The 19,998-nt window shown below is 33.1% G+C and carries 14 protein-coding genes; 3 read left to right on the forward strand and 11 right to left on the reverse strand.

The annotated features are described in order from the left end of the window. Nucleotides 1–171: 171 nt before the first annotated feature. Entirely contained in the window at nt 172–723 is a 552-nt protein-coding gene (locus AB3211_RS02600; protein WP_367364590.1) for a hypothetical protein, read from the reverse strand. A gap of 75 nt (nt 724–798) precedes the next feature. After that, nucleotides 799–3,306 carry a valine--tRNA ligase gene (locus AB3211_RS02605; RefSeq protein ID WP_367364591.1) on the reverse strand — a complete coding sequence of 836 codons (2,508 nt, stop codon included), beginning with the start codon at nt 3,304–3,306 and terminating at the stop codon, nt 799–801. 128 nt (nt 3,307–3,434) lie between these two features. On the opposite strand from AB3211_RS02605, the gene AB3211_RS02610 reads away from it, so the two are divergent. Both AB3211_RS02610 and ubiA read left to right on the forward strand, forming a co-directional pair. Then, entirely contained in the window at nt 3,435–3,596 is a 162-nt protein-coding gene (locus tag AB3211_RS02610) for a hypothetical protein (protein WP_367364592.1), read from the forward strand. A 19-nt stretch (nt 3,597–3,615) separates the two neighbouring features. After that, nucleotides 3,616–4,464, forward strand: coding sequence for a 4-hydroxybenzoate octaprenyltransferase (gene ubiA / locus AB3211_RS02615; protein WP_367364797.1), 849 nt, complete (start codon nt 3,616–3,618; stop codon nt 4,462–4,464). 854 nt (nt 4,465–5,318) lie between these two features. Here the strand turns inward: ubiA and AB3211_RS02620 are convergent. The 9 genes from AB3211_RS02620 to cysS form a co-directional block, all read right to left on the reverse strand. After that, nucleotides 5,319–6,347 (reverse strand): IS110 family transposase, encoded by a 1,029-nt coding sequence (locus tag AB3211_RS02620; RefSeq protein WP_367363657.1) that lies wholly within the window; start codon nt 6,345–6,347, stop codon nt 5,319–5,321. A gap of 251 nt (nt 6,348–6,598) precedes the next feature. After that, on the reverse strand, nt 6,599–9,418 hold the full coding sequence (locus tag AB3211_RS02625; RefSeq protein WP_367364593.1) for a 2-oxoglutarate dehydrogenase E1 component: 2,820 nt from the start codon (nt 9,416–9,418) through the stop codon (nt 6,599–6,601). 447 nt (nt 9,419–9,865) lie between these two features. Further along, nucleotides 9,866–10,768, reverse strand: a complete 903-nt coding sequence (locus AB3211_RS02630) for a HEPN domain-containing protein (RefSeq protein ID WP_367364594.1) — start codon at nt 10,766–10,768, stop codon at nt 9,866–9,868. Between the two features lie 203 nt (nt 10,769–10,971). Next, nucleotides 10,972–12,057, reverse strand: a complete 1,086-nt coding sequence (gene mraY / locus AB3211_RS02635; protein WP_367364595.1) for a phospho-N-acetylmuramoyl-pentapeptide-transferase — start codon at nt 12,055–12,057, stop codon at nt 10,972–10,974. Beyond that, on the reverse strand, nt 12,054–13,424 hold the full coding sequence (locus AB3211_RS02640; protein WP_367364596.1) for a UDP-N-acetylmuramoyl-tripeptide--D-alanyl-D-alanine ligase: 1,371 nt from the start codon (nt 13,422–13,424) through the stop codon (nt 12,054–12,056). The genes mraY and AB3211_RS02640 overlap by 4 nt, the downstream gene beginning before the upstream one ends. An 18-nt stretch (nt 13,425–13,442) precedes the next feature. Further along, on the reverse strand, nt 13,443–14,360 hold the full coding sequence (tsf, locus tag AB3211_RS02645) for a translation elongation factor Ts (protein WP_367364597.1): 918 nt from the start codon (nt 14,358–14,360) through the stop codon (nt 13,443–13,445). A gap of 359 nt (nt 14,361–14,719) precedes the next feature. Next, nucleotides 14,720–15,607, reverse strand: coding sequence for a 30S ribosomal protein S2 (rpsB, locus tag AB3211_RS02650; protein WP_341757808.1), 888 nt, complete (start codon nt 15,605–15,607; stop codon nt 14,720–14,722). A gap of 564 nt (nt 15,608–16,171) precedes the next feature. Continuing rightward, entirely contained in the window at nt 16,172–17,257 is a 1,086-nt protein-coding gene (locus AB3211_RS02655) for a hypothetical protein (protein WP_367364598.1), read from the reverse strand. 144 nt (nt 17,258–17,401) lie between these two features. Continuing rightward, nucleotides 17,402–18,784, reverse strand: a complete 1,383-nt coding sequence (gene cysS, locus AB3211_RS02660; protein ID WP_367364599.1) for a cysteine--tRNA ligase — start codon at nt 18,782–18,784, stop codon at nt 17,402–17,404. A gap of 67 nt (nt 18,785–18,851) precedes the next feature. Between cysS and rodA the strand changes: the two genes are divergently transcribed. Continuing rightward, complete coding sequence (rodA, locus tag AB3211_RS02665) at nt 18,852–19,952, forward strand: rod shape-determining protein RodA (RefSeq protein WP_367364798.1); 1,101 nt, start codon at nt 18,852–18,854, stop codon at nt 19,950–19,952. The last annotated feature ends 46 nt before the right edge of the window (nt 19,953–19,998 follow it).

Genomic DNA, 19,998 nt, shown 5'->3' on the forward strand with positions numbered 1-19,998 from the left:
ATGCCTCCGTAACTTTTTAAAGTTTCCTGATATTTAGGTTATCATAAAATTTATATTATAACAAATAAAATTTTGTATCATAATAAATAAAAGTAAAAAATAAATTATATAGTATCGTAGGGAATCCTAAAAATATTACACACCAAACTTAGAAATTAATTTATCAATTTTTCAAAGCATTTGAGTATATAACCTAACATGCTGCAAAATTTCCTTTGCAGCCTCACTAGCAGGAAGGAGTGTAACATCAAGCTCAAATAAATTAGGATGAGAAATTTGAATCAAAGGATATTTTGGATAAACATCTTGTACATCGATTGATTTGTAACGAAGCAGCCTATCTAACTGTTGAATTCTCATAATATTTTCTTTTTCTGAAATCAATAATTTTACAGGAATAAATGTTGACTTACGGTTCGATGCTAGCTGTTGCACTTGATTAAAAAGCTTATGATCACCATCAATCTCATAGAGACAATTAGTAAGAACATAGTTATTATAAGTTTCTTGGCTTAGAAAATTAAAGATACCATCTCGTATATGTTTAATTGTATCCCAAGCAAATTCTGGAATAGGAGTCAATCCATCATAATTTAGAAGTGAGAAAATAGGATTATTGATATGCTGGTTGTCACATATGCTGTAGCCAGCTTTTGCTATTTCCTTTGCTATAGTATACTTGCCAGTTCCTGGTTTACCTATTAGGTAGATAACGGTAGTCATTTTGTTTAATCTCACTAAAAGCTAATTATACTAATTTTATTTATGTTAAACTCTAAGAACTTAGAAATTGATTTATCAATTTTTCAAAGCATTCGGAGTATATATTACATTAACTACAACATCACCATTCTTTAAAACTTGATTTGTTAATGAAAAATCCTCGACAAATTCTATTTTGTGAGCAGATGTAACGTTTTTAAGGTCTATCGTTAAGTCAGTAGGGAGTTTTTCTCCTATAATTTCTAATATCTCAATATCAGCTTTGACTGACAAATTCTTTTCTGCTTTAGCTTTCCTAACCAAGTCTAGTATTTCAATAAGTCTATCAGGCTGAATTTGATCCACCGGAAAAGATAAATTTTTGATTTGAGGCCAGTTGCCCCTTGTATGTATAGATTTTTTACTATATAAAATTTGCCAAATTTCTTCTGTTATATGTGGCAAGAAAGGGGCTAATAATTTGAGCAAAATTTTTATTGAATAATATAGGGTTACTATAGCACTATACTGCCCTTTATTATCTGAACCATCCATATTATAAGCCCGGGTTTTGGTGATTTCGAGGTAATTATCACAAAATACTGACCAAAAAAACTTTTCTATCAAATCCACAGCATTGGCATACTCATAATTTTGCATATCTGATTCAACTTTGCTTACTAACTCAACTAGCTTAACTATTAACCACTGGTCAAACTTATGACAAATCTTGCTTTCTATATCAGATATTTCAGCATTTTTATCTAGTGGGTCTAATTTATCGAAGTGAATAGCAGCAAATTTAGCAGCGTTCCATAATTTATTAACAAGCCTCTTGCCATTTTTCATTACGTCTTCAGAGTAAACAGTGTCTGCTCCAAGCTTAGATTTAGAAGTCCAATAACGTGTTACATCAGCACCGTATTGCTCAAGCAATTTTTGTGGCACAATAACATTTCCTTTAGATTTTGACATTTTGCTACGATCAAATGCTAGACACCATCCACTAATCATAATGTTTTTCCAAGGAAGTGTATTTTCATGTAACTGAGCTTTAAGTATTGTATAAAAAGCCCATGTCCTAATAATTTCATGACCTTGTGGACGCAAGTCAGCTGGGAATAATTTTTTGTGACGCTCGATATCTATGTTAAACTTTTCAGATATACCGTGACTACCTAATTGTGGTGAGATGGAACTTGTCGCCCAAGTATCCATAACATCATAATCCGCCTCTATTTCATCTCTAGAGTAGCCAATTGGTAGATCTTGGGTGGGGTCTACTGGTAACTGATTTATATTGGGAAATATAGCTTTGCCTACTTCACCAGTTCTTTTAGAATACCAAACAGGGAATGGCACACCAAAATAGCGTTGACGACTTATACACCAATCCCATGATAGACTATTTATCCAGCTCTCAAGCCTAATTTTCATATTTTTGGGATACCAATTCAGCTCATTTGCTCGTTGCATTAGAACATCTTTATGTTTTATCGTACGAACAAACCATTGAGGTGTTATAAGTATCTCTAGTGGTGTACCTGAACGTTCGGCACATTTTACTGTTTGAGTAATTTCTACCTGTTTGACTAATAAATTTTCCTCTTTTAAAATTTCTATAATTTTACTTCTAGCATCTTTTATTTTTAAAGCATTTATTTGATTATAAAAACGTGAATTTGATAATTCAGCAGGGCAATTTATGATCCCTTGTGCATCTATAATGATTTTCATGGGTAAATTATAAGTTTTCCACCAAATTATGTCGGTTGTGTCACCAAAAGTACAGCACATAACAAGTCCAGTTCCTTTATCTATTTTAACTAAATCATCTGCTAAAATAGGTACTTTAACATCAAATAGCGGTGTTATGGCAAATTGACCTTGCAAATGTTTATATCTATCATCATTTGGGTTATAAAATACCGCAACACAACCTGGTAGTAATTCTGGTCTAGTGGTAGCAATAATAATCTTCTCACCATTATTGGTGTGAAAAATTATATCATTCATCATTGACGTTTTTTCTTGATCCTCGATGTCAGCTTGAGATAAAGCTGTTTGATCAATTGGATCCCACAATATTGGTTGATTATTGCGGTAAATTTCTCCTTTGTCGACTAAGTCTAGAAAGGACATTTGTGATATTTTTTGTGATAATGGATTAATCGTTTGATATTCCAAAGTCCAATCAACAGACAAAGCTATTTGGTTAAATAATGAGCGGAATTTTTCTTCCTCAGAAATAACAACTTCCTTACATATTTCAATAAATTCATCTCTTGGCATACGGTTTGCTTTTAGTTGCTTTTGTTTTTCAACTAAACGTTCGGTAGGCAAACCATTATCATCAAAACTAATTGGATAAAAAATATTTTTACCTAACATCCGTTGGAAACGGACAGTAAAATCAGCCTGAGTATAACTGTAAACATGTCCTATATGCAGTTGTCCTGAGACTGTTAATGGTGGCGTATCTACTACAAAACTATTTTCTCTTGTGTCATTCTTATCCCAAAGATAAATTTTTTGTTCCTGCCAAAATTTTTGCCATTTTCTTTCGCTTTCACTAAAGCTATAATCTTTTGGAAATTCGGTCATAATAATATCTTAATTATATAAGGAGTGTTACTAACTAACCTGAACTCGATATTCGGTTATATTTATATATATAGCAGATTTTTTTGATCCACTAATAGCAATTCCCAATTATTTTTGTGGTATACTCGATGAAAATCAACAATTGCGTTGTCGTTGTCCAAGACCTGCGGTGCTTACGTACTAATGTACGCTGTACTCCTCGGCTTGGACACTCCTGCTACTATCTTGATTTTGATTCTATCGTCTACCAACTTTTCATTTACGAGCAGTATATTGCTCATTTTTTTTAACAAAGATATATCATAATTAATAGCAATGCCAAATAAATTTTTTCTGAGCCTTAAATTAATGAGGCTGCAAAGCCCTACTGGCTATCTGTTGCTATTTTTCTCAGCATGCTTTGGGGTACTTCTTACCAATATTGCAATTTATAATTTAGTAAAATTATTATCATTGTTTTTTATCGGAAGTATCATTACTAGGGGAGCTGGTTGTGTTCTTAACGATATTTTTGATAAAGATTTTGATAAGCATGTTTTAAGAACAAAGGATAGACCACTAGCTAATGGATCATTAAATGTAAATGAAGCGATGATTTTGCTAACTATATTATCAGTCTGTTCCTTGACAATTTTATTATCATTAAATAAAACAGCGATTTGCCTAGGGTTTCTTAGCTTTATCATGATTGTTTTATATCCGCTAATGAAAAGAATGACAAGCTTCCCGCAAGTATTTCTAGGGCTAACATTTAATGGAGTATTGATTGGCAGTAGTGCCGTAATTGATAAAATATCAATAGAATCGGGTATTATGTATATTGCCTGCTGTTTTTGGATTATTGGTTATGACACTATTTATGGTTTTATGGATATAAAGGACGATAAGAAGATTAAGATCAAGTCAATGCCACTTTTTTTAGAAAAGAGAAATTATAAATTACATTTATATATTTACTATACCATCTTCATATTATTATTCATACTTGCTAACATTATAGCAACCCATCGACCTAACTATATAGCTATTCTCTGTGCTTATATAATGCTAACTTGGCAGGTAGTAACATTAGAAATCTCAGACCCACAAAATTGTCTTACTAGGTTTAAAAATAATAATTACGTTGGCTTAATCTTGGCTTTAGGTGCATTAGCATAGTACCCTACATTTTTCTATAATCGTCATCGCGAGGCATCTTTAGATGCCGTGGCGATCTAGGTAAACAGCGAAGCTGTTTTTTCTAGTACGCTTCGCGTATCCTGGATTGCCGCGTCGCCGCTTTCAGCGACTCCTCGCTAATAGACGATCAGCAGCCATTTTAATAGTGGTTATATAAAAAATGTAGGGTACTATGGTGCATTAGATTTGAATAATTAAATAATTATGCTGACGTTCCTAACTTAACTCTACTCCTTAATTAACCTCAATTCGATATAAGAATTGTTAATTCTTATATCGAATTGGCTTGTTATAAGGAAAAATGCATTCTTGAAGCGGCTGGCACGAATGCATTTTAATCTATTACTGCTAATAATCTTATTTTTATATTGTATAAAAATAAGATTATTAGCAAATTAATATTTAACAATCAGGTGAAGAACCGTTTCAAACCTGATTGTTTCTATATGTATCCCGCAAGTTCGATGTGACAAGTATACCATTTCCCATTATTAACTACGCTAATACTACAGTTGTAGTTACTACCCAGAGCTGTCATATATGGACGAGTAAGTAAGTCAATAAGAAAAATGATGCGGGAGTAATAAAAAAATAAGCTGTCATATATTCGGCATCTAGTGCCATAATAGTTTTCGCATTCCACGCAATCCTTGGAGTTATCCACTCATTCTTACGGCTTCTAGAGCCTTGACATAAAATCTCGGACTTGTTTTTGGAATGCCCATTTATTATCTCCAATCACTTTCGCTTATATCGTACCTCTTAAATCCTATTTACTTACTTCTTCTTTTATATAGATAAAATACAGATAAATCTATATACACCACCAACTATCAAGCATATGCACATTTTCTTGTAACACATACATACGCTATTCTAGCTAATTTGTTTGCTATTGCCACAGCAGCCTTATTAAAGCTCATCCTTCCCAACAATTTTTTTGCCCATAGCACTAAATGATCAGTGGGGTCCTTTTGTATTTTTGCTCTGATTGCAATAGACCTTGCTCCTTGTATCAGCATAGTTCTAACATATCTATCTCCTTTCTTAGTGATAGATCCAAGACTTGTTTTACCACCTGTGCTATTTTGCTTAGGCACTAATCCCAAACTTGCAGCAAAACTTCGACAATCATCATAATTTTCATAAGCTGCTATGCTTAGTATATTAGCATTAATTTCTCCAATACCTGGTATTGTTTTTAATAAAGTAGCTGTTTCAGATTCTTTATTTATTGCTATTAGCTGTTTATCTATTGCTGATTCTTGTATTAATAACGTAGCAATTTCTTCAGCTATTACCTTCATTTCCTTATACATTCTCTCTGAAATCACACCAGCATTTTTGGCATCTTCTACTATATTTAATGCCTCACGGGCAAATTTAGATTTACTCATTTTTATGTAATAACCAAATTCAAGTAAATCACTCATTAAACCATTACTATATTGTACTCTTTGTCTAATAATATGTTGCCGACGTTTATGTAACCAACTAATCTCTTGTTGTGATATATTTTTTATACGAACCGATTTTAACTCCGGATCTTTTCCTGCTCTTGCTATTGCCAAAGCATCATTTGTATCATTTTTTTGTCGAGTTTTTGCAAAAGCTTTTACATCACATGGTTTAAGTAATTTTACTGTAAAACCTGATTCCATAAACTTATTGCTCCAATAATGACAACTGCCACATGCTTCCATTACCAATAAACTATTCTTGGGAATGTTTGTTAAAATGTAGTCTTCAAATTCTTCTCTGTGTAATTTTTTAGCTAATATTTTTTCACCATCTTTATTTAATGCAACAATATGAAAAATTGTTTTTGCTAAATCAATGCCTAGTATGTTAATATCTTTCATGGTATGGACTCCTTTTTAATTATTAAATAGTATAATTATGTGACCGAATTATATTCGTGATCACGGTAGTAAGTAAAGTTTCTTTTACTTACTCGTCCATACCATCATTCTTAGCAACGGCGGGAATCTAAAAAAATAGCCTAAAAGACTATTAAACATTATTAGATCCCAGCTTTCGCTGGGATGACATCGTTTTGACATTAGTACTACACTGTAGCACTAAATAGCGTAGTTAATAATGGGAAATGGTATTACATCGAATTCAGGTTAATTATCAAGGCTTCTTCAAGCAATTTTTTCTGTTGCTCATTATGTATGATCGGTGAGCCAACTGCTGGTGAAGCAGACTCATTCCTACCAACATATACAAATTGATTATTAATTGATGCATTTTTTAGGCTCTCATTTAAGTGATCTTTAACAAAATTCCATGCCCCCATATTTTTAGGTTCTTCTTGACACCAAATAAACTCTGTAGCTTTATTATATTTACCTAATATTTTAACGATAATATCCGTTTGAAACGGATATAACTGTTCGAGTCTAATAATCACTATATCTAAAATATTCTTTTCTTCTCTTTTTTCTAATAAATCATAGTAGACTTTACCACTACATAATATAATTCGTTTCACTTCCTTGGCATTTATAGCATCATTAATTTCGTCTAGCACAGGTATAAAGCTTGTATTCTCATCAAGCTGGGAGAGAGGTGATACAACCATTTTATGTCTTAATAAAGATTTTGGTGACATTACTATTAGTGGTTTACGAATATTACTGTATATTTGACGACGTAATAAATGAAAAAATGAAGCTGGCGTCGTAGGATATGTAACTTGAATATTATTCTCAGCAGCAAGCTGCAAGAACCTCTCGAGTCTTGCAGAGCTATGCTCTGGACCTTGTCCTTCAAGTCCATGTGGTAGTAGTGCTACTATACCGCTCATCTTGAGCCATTTGCTTTCACTACTGGAAATGAATTGGTCGAAAATTATTTGAGCTCCGTTAGCAAAATCGCCAAATTGAGCTTCCCAAATTACTAAATCTTTTGGATTAACTAATGAATAACCATACTCAAAACCTAAAACTGCATATTCAGATAAATTACTGTCAGCAATTTCAAAATTTGCTTGGCTTTGCGATAAATTATTTAATGGTGTATAAGTGCTATCATCCACTTGACTATGTAACACTGCATGACGGTGAGAGAAAGTGCCACGCCCACAATCTTGACCAGTAAAACGTATTCTAGTACCTGTATTTAATAAACTGGCAAAGGCTAACTGTTCTGCAGTTGCCCAGTCAATAGGTTTATCTTGCTTTAAAGTATTTTCTCTTAATTCAAATAATTTTACAAGTTTGGGATTTAAAGGAAAATCTTTTGGTATCTGACAAAGCTTTATACCAAGTTCTTTTAAGGTGTTTTTGTTAACACCAGTAGAGAGCATTTGGGCATTTGACCTAGTATAACTAGACCATAAACCTTCCAAAAACTGAGCTTGCGGCTGATAATTTTTGGCTTGTTCATATTCTTGATCTAATTTCAGTTTAAATTGTTCTTTTAATGTAGGAAAATAATTTTGGTCAATTATTCCACCTGCTACTAGTTTATTTGCAAAAATAGTTGCCGGGGATTGCTTATTTTTTATTACATTATACATAACAGCTTGAGTATACATAGGTTCATCACCTTCATTATGACCATATTTACGATAACAAATGATCTCAACGACTATGTCTCTAGCAAATTTATACCGGTAATTCACTGCAATATTGGTAGCCTTGATCACTGCTTCAATGTCATCACCATTTACATGTAGAATTGGACTATTAATTATCTTAGCAAACTCAGTAGAATATCTACCTGGTCTAGTGTCATAACTATTCGCTGTAAATCCAAGCTGATTATTAATGACAAAGTGAATAATCCCGCCAACATTATAAGGCTTTAGATCCGACATAAATAAACTCTCAGCTACTACACCCTGACCACAAAAAGCAGTATCACCATGCACTAAAATACTCATTACCTTCTTACGGTTAACATCTTGCATGTTGTCCTGTTTTGCTCGTACTTTACCAGCTACCACTGAATTTACCGCTTCTAAATGCGAGGGATTATCTGCCATAGAGAGATGAACTTTAGATTGTCCTCTTATCCGATCTGATGAATAGCCAATATGATACTTCACATCACCTGAGATACCTAAATCATCCGGCAAGACACTTCCTGTCATAAATCCAGAAAAAATGGCTTTATAAGGTTTAGTCATTACCTTGGTCAAGGTGCTAAGTCTTCCTCGATGTGCCATACCTATTACGACATCTTCTATTCCATGGATAATAGACATATCTATGACTTTATCTATAGATACTACAGCTGCCTCTCCACCTTCTACTGAAAAACGCTTTGCCCCAGGAAATTTTGTGTGTAGATATTGTTCAAATCCTTCAATCTCTACTAAGTCTTTTAGTATATCCTTCTTATCTTGTTCCAATATATTAAAAGCTTGAACGTTACTTTCCATTTGTTCAGAAAACCAAGTTTTCTCATCTTCATTGCTCACATGAGCAAATTCTACGGCAATATCTTTAGTATAAGTTTGATCAAGCAAATTAACTAATTCCTTAAGAGAACATGCTTTTATTCCAAAAAATTCATCATCAATTTCTATAATATTATTCAACTGATCTGTGGTAAAACCAAAATCTTCTATATTAAGTCTCAACTCATTTTTAGTCTTAAGAACCTCAAGATTCAAGGGATCTAGCTTGACTAAATAATGTCCATAATTACGGTAGCTGGCAATCATTGCTTTTGCTCTGAGCTTGTTAGTTGTAGCGGAAAATTCCGTAACATACGGCAAGGGTTTTTCTTGAGGTGCAGTAATAACATGAGCAATAGTTTTATTAACTTGGTAACTATTATTATTCCCAATATTTTGGAAATAGTCTTGCCAGCTTTCATCAACTGCTTTATGATCTGATAAATATAGCTGATATAGTTCTTCTATAAAAACAGCATTGCTACCAAATAAAAAACTAGTTTGTTTTAAATTTTTATCCATAACTCCTATTCTTGATTAGTAAAAAGCCTAGATAGCATTCTCCGTGGGGAATGACATCGTTTTTGGTCTTGTAACTCACCTTACGCATAACCCCCATGGCAATTTAAAAATTGCAGAAAAGTACAAGAGTCATTGCGAGACCACGTAGTGGTCGTGGCAATCCACATTTATTAGATTGCTTCGTCGCTACTAAAGTAGCTCCTCGCTAATAGACGTCGGGCTGTTTTCTTCCTTATGACTTTTAAATGCCACGCGTAAGGTGAACTTGTAAGTATCATTTCACCCCAATTCGGGATAAGAATTAGTTAATTCTTATCCCGAATTCGCGTTAGATGTCATTCCCCGTGGGGAATGACATCAAGGCTATCACCATTACTATGCCTTAAACCTTTTCGGGTTAGCTATAAGTATCATTTCCAATTCTCCAAATCATTTGAGTATATACAATTACGTTACTTCTGTATTATTAATTCTTTCTAAACAGATTTTTTCAGTAACTGTCTTTAATTCTTCTACCCGGTTGATCAGGTAAAGTAATTGTTCTTTACTAATTTTATAGTGTTTATCATATCTTGCACCAACATAAGCACCTAGGAGTAACTTAAAGCACTCTTCTTGTTCAAGAGTCTCATGTGGAAATATCTTATAGAGGTCATAATGATAAATTCTAGCCTGCTTGCCAAGTTCCAGTATATCATGTAACTTTGGTTTATAACCAGTAAAAACTAGCAGAATAGCATTATAAAAGCTCTCGGTAGCTTGATGAAGCGAAAAGGCTGATAAAGCATTTTCATTATTTTCAAGATAAGCATTTACACCAATAAGAAATCCTTTACCTTTTCCAAACCAATATTCATATTCTTCCTCAGCTATTGGTCTTCGTTCCGACCATGGTAATTTTTTGGCTTCAGATAATATAAATTCACCACTATCATATAAAAGAACTCCTTCTTTCTTGATATCACAAAAGAAATACTGACCTTTTTCCAATTGGCTATTTACCCGCTTAATAGGCTCAAATATCAGGGTAACTGGCTGCCTTTTCATCATGCTATCTACAGTCATTGGGAATTTTTTATCGAGCCTTTTTTCTATCGTATATTGTAGTTCTCTAGCTTGATGACCTGCATATTTGCCTTTCTTTAAAATCAACAAAAGATCAAAATCACTTTGATAGCTGTAGGTAATATGCTCTTGCTGATATATGTCTTGTACCCAATCTCCTCTAGCATAAGAACCAAATAAAATAATCATCGCTATTTTTGATTTTCCTACGTCTAGAATTTCTTTAATAATATTGTCTAGTTTTTCTTTAATAACTAATGATCGGCTAGGTAAGGTAGTTTTCATAAAGCTATTTTTTTATCTTAGATCAACTATATACCAAATAATTAAATAATCAACAACAATTTAATTGTAGATTAAAAAATAATTTAAAATCACAATCAATAATTGTTATATGTCATAATCAGTAACAATAATATATATAGTCAATTGATGAGAAGTAGGTAGTGCCGTCTTCGATCGCTCCTCCTGAATTGATTATAGCTTTTTTACCGCAGTTTTAGTGAAGATAAACCAATTAGAGCAAATATTATGGCTATAATCCAAAAACGTATCACAACTTTTGATTCTGGCCAGCCATGTTTCTCAAAATGATGGTGCAGTGGGGCCATTTTGAAAATTCTTTTACCATTAGTAGCTTTAAAATAATATACTTGAATAATTACTGATAAAGTTTCAATAACAAATAATCCGCCAATAATTGCTAGTACAATTTCATGTTTGGTTATAACGCTAATAACACCAAGAACGCCACCAAGACTTAGGCTTCCAGTATCTCCCATAAAAATTTCTGCTGGCTGTGCATTAAACCATAAGAATCCTAGGCTAGCACCAACAATTGAAGCACAGAAGATAGTTAATTCAGAAATATTTGGTATATACATAATTTGTAGATAATTTGCATAGAAACTATTACCGACCAAGTAAATAATTAAGGTAAAAGAACCTGCAGTAATAGCAATAGGTACTATGGCAAGACCATCAAGACCATCTGTTAGATTCACCGCATTTGATGCACCAACTATCACAAACATGCTAAATGGTATATAAAACAAACCTAAATCAATCAATAAATTTTTAAAAAATGGAATAGTGAGCAGATTATTTCCCTGACTATTGGAATCTCTTAATAGTAAACAGGCAATTAGACAAATAGTGAACTGAAATAGTAATTTCTTCTTTCCGCTAACGCCTTTATGGTGGTTTTTTGTTACTTTAGCATAATCATCCATAAAACCAAGTACACCAAAACTAACAAAGACAAATAACACTATCCATATATATTTATTAGTAAGGTCAGAGAATAATATAGTGGAAAGACAAACAGTGAAGAGAATCATTATCCCTCCCATAGTTGGTGTTCCTACTTTTGCTTTGTGCGTTTCTGGTCCGTCGTCACGAATTGGTTGACCATATTTTTGTAAATTTTGTAAAAACCTAATTAACCTAGGTCCTATTAAAAAAGAAATGGTCAAGCTAAATAATATGGCAAGTCCAATACGAAAAGTAACATAGTGGAATAAATTGGCTATATGTAATTTATGTATATAGGGGGCAAGAAGGTTGTATATCATTGTAGTAATTCAAAAGATTGTATAATTTTACTAAGTTGGATACTGTTAGATCCTTTTAGTAAGAGTAATTCATCGCCTTTAAGTAATTCATTTAAGTTTTCTATCAACAAATCAACATTATCAAAATGCATTTTTTCTATGTCATTTGGCAAAGAATCGTATATATGTTTGGTAAGATTACCTACTAAAAAAACTCTCTTAGCACTAGAATCGAGAATTGCTGGTATTAAGTCTTTATGGAATTTTATCGAATTTTCTCCCAATTCTAGCATATCACCTAGTATAGCAACTTTTTTCTGTCCACTAAGCTGTTTTAGATACAATAAAGCAGCTTTTACTGATACTGGATTAGCATTATAATAATCACAGATAATTTGATAGTTCTGACCATTATATTTAGCGTTGACTAGTTTCCCACGTCCTTCAGTTAATGATATTTTGCTTAATTGTGTTGCTGCAGCATTAATATCTAAGTTCAGTATTGCTGCTACCTGAAGAGCAGCAGTATAATTTCTAGCATAATGTTCCGGTACAAAAGGAATTCTAATATCTATTTTAGTATTACAGATAGAATAATGTAGATGTACTTCTTGTCCAATATGCTCATATGATACTAATCTAGAATCTGTGCCTTCGGACTTACCAAAACTATATATATTATTAATCGATAATTGTTTAAGATTCTGTAAAATTCGGTCATAATATTGATGGTCTGAATTTACAACAGCTATGCCATTTTTTGGCATTCCTTCAAAAATTTCACATTTGGCATCAACCAGACTAAGCATAGATTCAAAAAATTCAAGATGGGCTTCTGCTATTGTAGTGATTACTGATATGTTAGGTCGTACCATTTTTGTCAGCTCTCTTATTTCTCCTGAATGATTCATACCCATTTCAAAAACAGCATATTCTATATCATCAGGCATCGAAGCAAGATTTATAGGCACGCCAAGGTGGTTGTTAAAATTTCCTCTACTAGCAAAAGTAGATCCAAAATAACTTAATATAGTTTTGATTGCTTCCTTAGTACCCGTTTTACCAATACTACCGGTAACACCAATAAACATTGCTTTAGATTTTTTACGTTTATACTCAGCCATGTGGTGTAGAGCAGCTAAGGTATCAGAGACCATAATTACTTTATTATCAGGTAACCCTTTTATTGCCTTACTAATAATTACTGCATTTGCTCCTCGTTCTAGAGCGTGTAAGGCATAATTATGTCCATCATTATTACCTTGCAGAGCAATAAATAAATCGCCGTTTGCAACGGAGTTGGAATTAAACTGAATTTGCCTCCCCTGAATATCAGGATGTACCTCAATATTCAACGCACTACTCAAGTCTTTTGCTGACCAAATCATTTGAGTATACTCTTTTTCCTAGCTTTGCATGACAGCTGCAACTTCGTCCGCAAAATTTTTATCTTCTTGCTTTATGCCTGCACCTAGTTCATATCTTATAAACTGTGTAATTTTAATCGAAGTTCCTAATTCTTTTGCAGTGTTATCCATAACTTCAAAAACTGTTAATTTATCATCAAATAAAAAGTTTTGTTCAAGCAGAACAACTTCTGCTAGGAACTTACGTATTCTACCTTCAACCATTTTTTCAATGATATTGTCCGGTTTACCGGAAGCTTTTGATTGTTCAAAAAATATATTTCTCTCACGTTCAATTAATGTTTGATCCAAAGTTGATGTATCAAGGCTATAAGGATTACTTGCCGCTATATGGGTAGCAATTTTCTGTCCTAATTCTAGGAGCTTAGCTTTATCTTTGGTAGCTGATTGTAAACCAACAATGACAGAAATCTTACCCAAACCATCAGCAACAGTGTTATGTACATAAGATGCAACTATACCTTCTGATACCTGTAAGACATCCATACGACGTAGATTTAAATTTTCACCAATTGTAGCAATATTATCTAATATTTCTTCTTCAACTGATCTACCTGTTGATGTTTTTGCTAATTTTAGTGATGGTAAATTATCTTGTTTCAAAGCTAGTTCAGCAATATTCCTAACCAATTGTTGAAATTTATCGTTTCTTGCAACAAAATCTGTTTCCGAATTTACTTCTATAATAGCCCCAACATTATCTTTAATGTGTATTGCTGTTAGTCCTTCAGCAGCAATTCTATCTGCTTTTTTTGCTGCAGCTGATAATCCTTTTTTTCTTAACCAATCAATAGCTGCTTCAAAATCTCCCTTTGTTTCAAGCAAAGCCTTCTTGCAGTCCATCATTCCTGCACCAGTTTTCTCTCTTAATTGTTTTACAAGTCCAGCATTTATCATTTTACTCTCCTTTATTTAAGGTTTATAGTTATTTTTATTGGATTGAGGAGTCTACCAACTCTTGAAATCATAGCAGTATATATGCTGTTAACTTAACCTGAGTTTGATGTAAGATATCGGTTTAATAATCTCGATGCATCCCTACATCTTCGATGTCATCCCTGTTAGGGTTGATGCTCCCTCACCTTCAATGTCACCTCTGCGTAGGCAGGACATCGAAGGTGCTTAGAATAATAATTATTTTTATGTCGAATTCAGGTTACTTACGATAATTTACGCTAACTACTTGATTTTCTAGATCCTGAAATAAACTCAGGATGACATCGAGGCTACTTAAATTGACACCCCCCAAATACTAGTTATTTTTTTGTTGTAGCAACTTCTGCAAGCTCTAAAGCTGTCTCAAACTCTGACTCTAGTGCTTCTTGATTATTTAGGTCTAGAGTTTTAGAAAATTTCTTGGTTGATTTTAACTTAGTAATACCTTTTATATTTGTACCTTTTTCTTCATGAGTAGCTATGCTTCCTAAATCAACACCAGATGCAGCTAAAGCCTCTTCTATACCGGCAAGTGCTGCATCAGCAAACAAGGTGCAATAAAGTCTTATAGATCTTATTGCATCATCATTACCGGGAATAGGGTGGTCTATATTGTCTGGATTAGAGTTAGTGTCAACAATAGCAATTATTGGAATACCTAACTTTACTGCTTCTTGGATTGCTAAATGCTCCTTATTAGTATCAATTACCACAAGCAAATTGGGTCTTGTCCCAATATGTCTAATACCCCCTAAGGATTTAAGTAATTTATCCTTTTTACGGGTCATTTCCAGTATTTCTTTCTTAGTATAACCGGAATATTCCTCTTCATTCCCCAAAACTTTCTCAAGATTATCCAGCTTTTTTATTGAGCCAGAAATTGTCCCCCAGTTGGTTAACATACCACCAAGCCATCTGTGGTTAACGTAATATTGCCCACATTTCTCCGCATACTCAGCTATTATATCACTGGCTTGAACTTTAGTACTGACAAATAATATTTTACCGTTTTTCTTGACAGTTTCATAAATTACACCCAAAGCTATCTGCATTAGGGCAGCAGTTTGTTGTAAGTCAATTACGTGGATATCATCTCTGACACCATAAATGTAAGATGCCATTTTTGGATTCCAACGTGAGGTTTTATGACCAAAATGTACCCCAGCATCAAGTAAATCTCTGACATTAACAGCTTGTAATTTAGACATTATTAAATCTCCTTAAAATGTTAGTTATGTACCTACATATTATAGGTACTCCTCCGCAAGAGTTGATACCAAAGAAATTGGACTAACAACTAGGCTCTTACGTGTGAATTTTGCTTATTATAGTTAACCCTACTAGCATTTAGCCATAGGCAAACTAGCGTCATTGCGAGGAGTCACTTTAGTGGCGACGAAGCAATCCAAGAAAGTGATTATATCTAGATTGCTTCGTCGGCTTACGCCTCCTCGCAATGACTGAGTAATGCTAATCAGGTTAGCTATATATTTTAAGCAAGGTTAATTATATATTCAATCAACATATTTGCAAGGGTTATGTTGAACGTAATTTATCAGGGTAATTTAAAAGTCGGGCTGCAAGCCTAATAGATAAAGGAAAAAGTGCTTAATATGCACTCGATGTCATTCCCGCGTAGGCGGGAATCCATAATACTTAATAGTCTTTCAGGCTTATTTTTTTAGATTCCCGCCTACGCGGGAATGACATCGATGATGGTTGAATTTATATCTATAACAACTATTAATTACCTCTATAAATTACCCTGTAATTTATAGAGGTAATTCCATAATATTTACAGTATTCTCTCCTCCTAGCTCAACTTGAGTATCAGAAGCATAAATATCATCAAGTGCTATAGCGGATGAACCGTCATTACTAATTTGACTTACTGTAGTGACACTGTTACTGTTATTATTTTCTTTGGCTTGTGTAAAATGTGCAAACATACATGCTCCTACAATCGTTCCAAAAAGTGATGGATGTTGCTGGGCAATATCTGTAAACTCTAATTCTTCTAATTTTATATTAGTAACTTCCTCTTCTCTAATAATCTTTGCTTTAATTAACTCTTGCACAAAAGAATTAGTGGTAATAGATTTTTGTAATTCTTTTAAATAGTTAGAAAAATCTATTTTTGTCATTATCCCCTCATTAGTTATAAAGATATCCGGCACGTGCAGTTTTTCTTTAACATTAGCAGCATAAGAAAGTAAACTCTTTCCCATAACACTCAAACCAAATGATATAAAAAAGTTATCTAATACTTTCGAATTGCTAGCAAAATCGCCCTGCCAAGTCACATCATCACTTGATAAAAAACTACAAGTAGTATTTTTAAATTTTACTGGATTATCTAATAAGTGAGTACCGTAGCAAGATACAGATGTGAGTTCGGTAGAATCTACTTCCTGCGTTAACCTTGATATTTGATCTATAATTAAAGAAGCAGGTAACATTTTCGGTGATCCCATTGCTCCTTCAGGATCATAACTTAGACCAAGGTGATATAGCCCTTCTTTAATAATACCATGCATTTGCAAAATTATATTAAGTTTTTTTATATTATATTTTTCTATATAAGGCTTTGTGATCTCATATATCTTACCTAAATCATTCCATCCATACCAATCATGACCAAAAACTAGTGTATGTCCTGCGGATTGTAAGGATTCTTTGCTAATAGGGGAGTGCAGAGCATTAAATACACTCAATCCTGGACCTATTAATTTTACATTTAGAGTGTCTACTCTAGGCATTTCATAAAATGTATGTTGATTTAATGATTCATAGTCGTCACAGGGTTCATTTTTAATGTTACGTAGAACGTCATTTACATAACTTACTGTCCTTTTCATAATCCTCCTTTAATTTCTTTTATATTAAGTAGCTGAAATTCAAAACCGGTAAAAACGATTTTAACTAGTCATATAAACATTTTTGATTTTAAATCAAGAAAATATAAAAAAACATTCCTTAATAGTTAGTAAATGTATTCTTAATCAAACTTTTCTCCAACTAGTTGATCCATCTAGTTTGTCTTCTAGAATTATGCCATCTTTTGATAAATTTTGACGAATTTGGTCGGCTAATAACCAATTTTTTTGTAATTTGGCTTGCCTACGTTGCTCAATATGCTGGAGAATCGGTTCATCATTTATTTCACAGTAAAACCACCTACTAGCTGGTTGGGTCATTAGACCTATAAAATTGCTGCATGAAAGTAGGTAAGAGGCATATAAGTACTTATCATCTTCTTTGTTACTCGCAAAGACCAGTTTAGCATAATCGTTTATTATTTTAATGGCTAGAGGTGTATTCAGATCATCGAATAAATGAGATAAAAATTCTTTTGGAATGTTCTGAACGTCAAGTTTGTTAATGTCCAAATTTTCTATCGCTCTATACCAATAATTCATTGTTTTTGTAGCATCTTCTAGAGCTTTATTGTTGTAATCTAATGGTTTACGGTAGTGGCTACTCAGTAACAGTAATCTAACTACGCTACTAGGGATTTTTTTATCTATCAAGTCTTTTACAGTAATAAAATTATTGAGCGATTTACTCATTTTCTCACCATTACAGGTCAGAAATCCATTATGCACCCAATATTTAGCAAAGTGAGAGTTTGGGAAAGCACATGTACTTTGTGCTATCTCATTAGTATGATGAGGAAAAATTAAGTCTGCCCCTCCACCATGAATGTCAAAATTTTCTCCGAGATATTTATAGCTCATCGCTGAACATTCTATATGCCAGCCTGGTCTACCTCTTCCCCAAGGGCTATCGAAATTTGCCAATATTTCTTCATCTTTACTGGCTGGTTTCCATAATACAAAATCATGTGGTTGCTTTTTTGATGGATTATTTTCAATACGCACCCCCTCTAGCATTTCATCAAGATTACGATTTGATAATTTTGTATAATTTGGGGCGGTAGAAATATCGAAATAAACATGATTATCTGCGATATAAGCGTGGTTTAGGTCAAGTAATTTTTGAATAATCACAATCATGTCATCAATATGCAAGGTGGCTTTTGGCTCGATATTTGGCGTTTTGCAACCTAGATATTGCATATTAGCATGAAATTCTTCGGTAATTCTAACTGTTAAGTCAGAAATCGTTATTTTGAGTTCTTTGGCTCTATTTATTATCTTATCATCAACATCGGTAATATTACGCACATATTTTACATGATTTTGACCAAATATTTTGCTTAGTGAGCGGTATAAAATATCGTATACTACTACGGACCTAGCGTTACCAATATGGGGATGATCGTAGACGGTTGGACCGCAAACATACATTTTTACTAAATTACTATCTAGCGGTATGAAAACTTCTTTCTTGTGAGTAAGTGTGTTATGTAATAATAATTTCATGTTTTTTAATCGTAATTAATAATATCATTTTACAGCTAATTTTTATGGATATCTACCTAGAATGTCAATTCAAAGAAATTATTTTGAAAAACTAAAAAAACTACCAATTACTTTAATTATGCTTATTAGTGTGATTTGTAGCATTGGTTTTGTTGTACTATATTCCGCTTCAGACAGTAATATTCACCCTTGGGCGTATAAGCAGATGATGCATTTTTTCCTGTTTTTACCAGTTGTGATTATTATTGCAACCATTGATATAAAATATATATTTAAATTCTCATATATATTTTATATTGCTATTATTATCTTATTAGTTAGTGTTGAGCTTTTTGGATCTATTTCTATGGGAGCAAAGCGTTGGATAGATTTAGGAGTTATCCGTGTGCAGCCTTCTGAACCAACAAAACTAGCAGTAGTGTTAATGTTAGCTAGGTATTTTCATCAACTAAAGATTGAGGATTTTGCTAGATTTTACAAGATATTATTGCCTATAATAGGTGTGATAGTACCAGTTATACTGATAATAAAAGAACCTGATCTAGGTACTGGAGTGATTAATATCATTATTGCTAGTATTATTTTTTTTGCTGCTGGTTTTAGAGTAAGAAATTTTGTGATAATTGGTATTATAGTCCTTACTTGCATACCAGTTATGTGGCAAGTGATGCATGATTATCAAAGAAAACGAATCATGGTTTTTTTTGATCCTGAGAAAGATCCTCTTGGAGCTGGATATAACATTATTCAATCAAAAATCGCTATTGGTTCTGGTGGGTTGTGGGGCAAGGGGTTAGCTAAAGGTAGCCAAAGCCATCTAGATTTCTTACCAGAGCATCAGACCGATTTTATCTTTGCTACTTTTGCTGAAGAATTTGGTTTTGTTGGTAGTTTGTTTCTGTTAATTCTTTATTGTGCAATTATAATAATTTCACTAATGATTGCTGTGAATTGTAGAGCTATATTTAGTAAACTGATGGTAATAGGCATAACATCAACCCTATTTAGTCATGTATTTATAAATATAGCTATGGTGATGGGATTATTGCCAGTGGTAGGTGTGCCTTTACCTTTTATATCTTACGGCGGTACAATGATGGTATCAATGCTTATTGGGTTTGGATTAGTAATGAATGCTCAGGTTCACCAGCATAGTAATGTTTCTTAATTAACCTCAGTTCGATATAAGAATTATTAATTCTTATCCCGAATTC

Source organism: Candidatus Tisiphia endosymbiont of Nedyus quadrimaculatus (genome assembly GCF_964059235.1).
Taxonomy (GTDB): domain Bacteria; phylum Pseudomonadota; class Alphaproteobacteria; order Rickettsiales; family Rickettsiaceae; genus Tisiphia.

What these genes read in the sequence shown, in the direction of transcription:
- AB3211_RS02600 (WP_367364590.1), bottom strand. Translation starts at nt 723, where the DNA reads ATGACTACCGTTATCTACCTAATAGGTAAACCAGGAACTGGCAAGTAT.
- AB3211_RS02605 (WP_367364591.1), bottom strand. Translation starts at nt 3,306, where the DNA reads ATGACCGAATTTCCAAAAGATTATAGCTTTAGTGAAAGCGAAAGAAAA.
- AB3211_RS02610 (WP_367364592.1), top strand. Translation starts at nt 3,435, where the DNA reads ATGAAAATCAACAATTGCGTTGTCGTTGTCCAAGACCTGCGGTGCTTA.
- AB3211_RS02620 (WP_367363657.1), bottom strand. Translation starts at nt 6,347, where the DNA reads ATGAAAGATATTAACATACTAGGCATTGATTTAGCAAAAACAATTTTT.
- AB3211_RS02625 (WP_367364593.1), bottom strand. Translation starts at nt 9,418, where the DNA reads ATGGATAAAAATTTAAAACAAACTAGTTTTTTATTTGGTAGCAATGCT.
- AB3211_RS02630 (WP_367364594.1), bottom strand. Translation starts at nt 10,768, where the DNA reads ATGAAAACTACCTTACCTAGCCGATCATTAGTTATTAAAGAAAAACTA.
- mraY (WP_367364595.1), bottom strand. Translation starts at nt 12,057, where the DNA reads ATGATATACAACCTTCTTGCCCCCTATATACATAAATTACATATAGCC.
- AB3211_RS02640 (WP_367364596.1), bottom strand. Translation starts at nt 13,424, where the DNA reads ATGATTTGGTCAGCAAAAGACTTGAGTAGTGCGTTGAATATTGAGGTA.
- tsf (WP_367364597.1), bottom strand. Translation starts at nt 14,360, where the DNA reads ATGATAAATGCTGGACTTGTAAAACAATTAAGAGAGAAAACTGGTGCA.
- rpsB (WP_341757808.1), bottom strand. Translation starts at nt 15,607, where the DNA reads ATGTCTAAATTACAAGCTGTTAATGTCAGAGATTTACTTGATGCTGGG.
- AB3211_RS02655 (WP_367364598.1), bottom strand. Translation starts at nt 17,257, where the DNA reads ATGAAAAGGACAGTAAGTTATGTAAATGACGTTCTACGTAACATTAAA.
- cysS (WP_367364599.1), bottom strand. Translation starts at nt 18,784, where the DNA reads ATGAAATTATTATTACATAACACACTTACTCACAAGAAAGAAGTTTTC.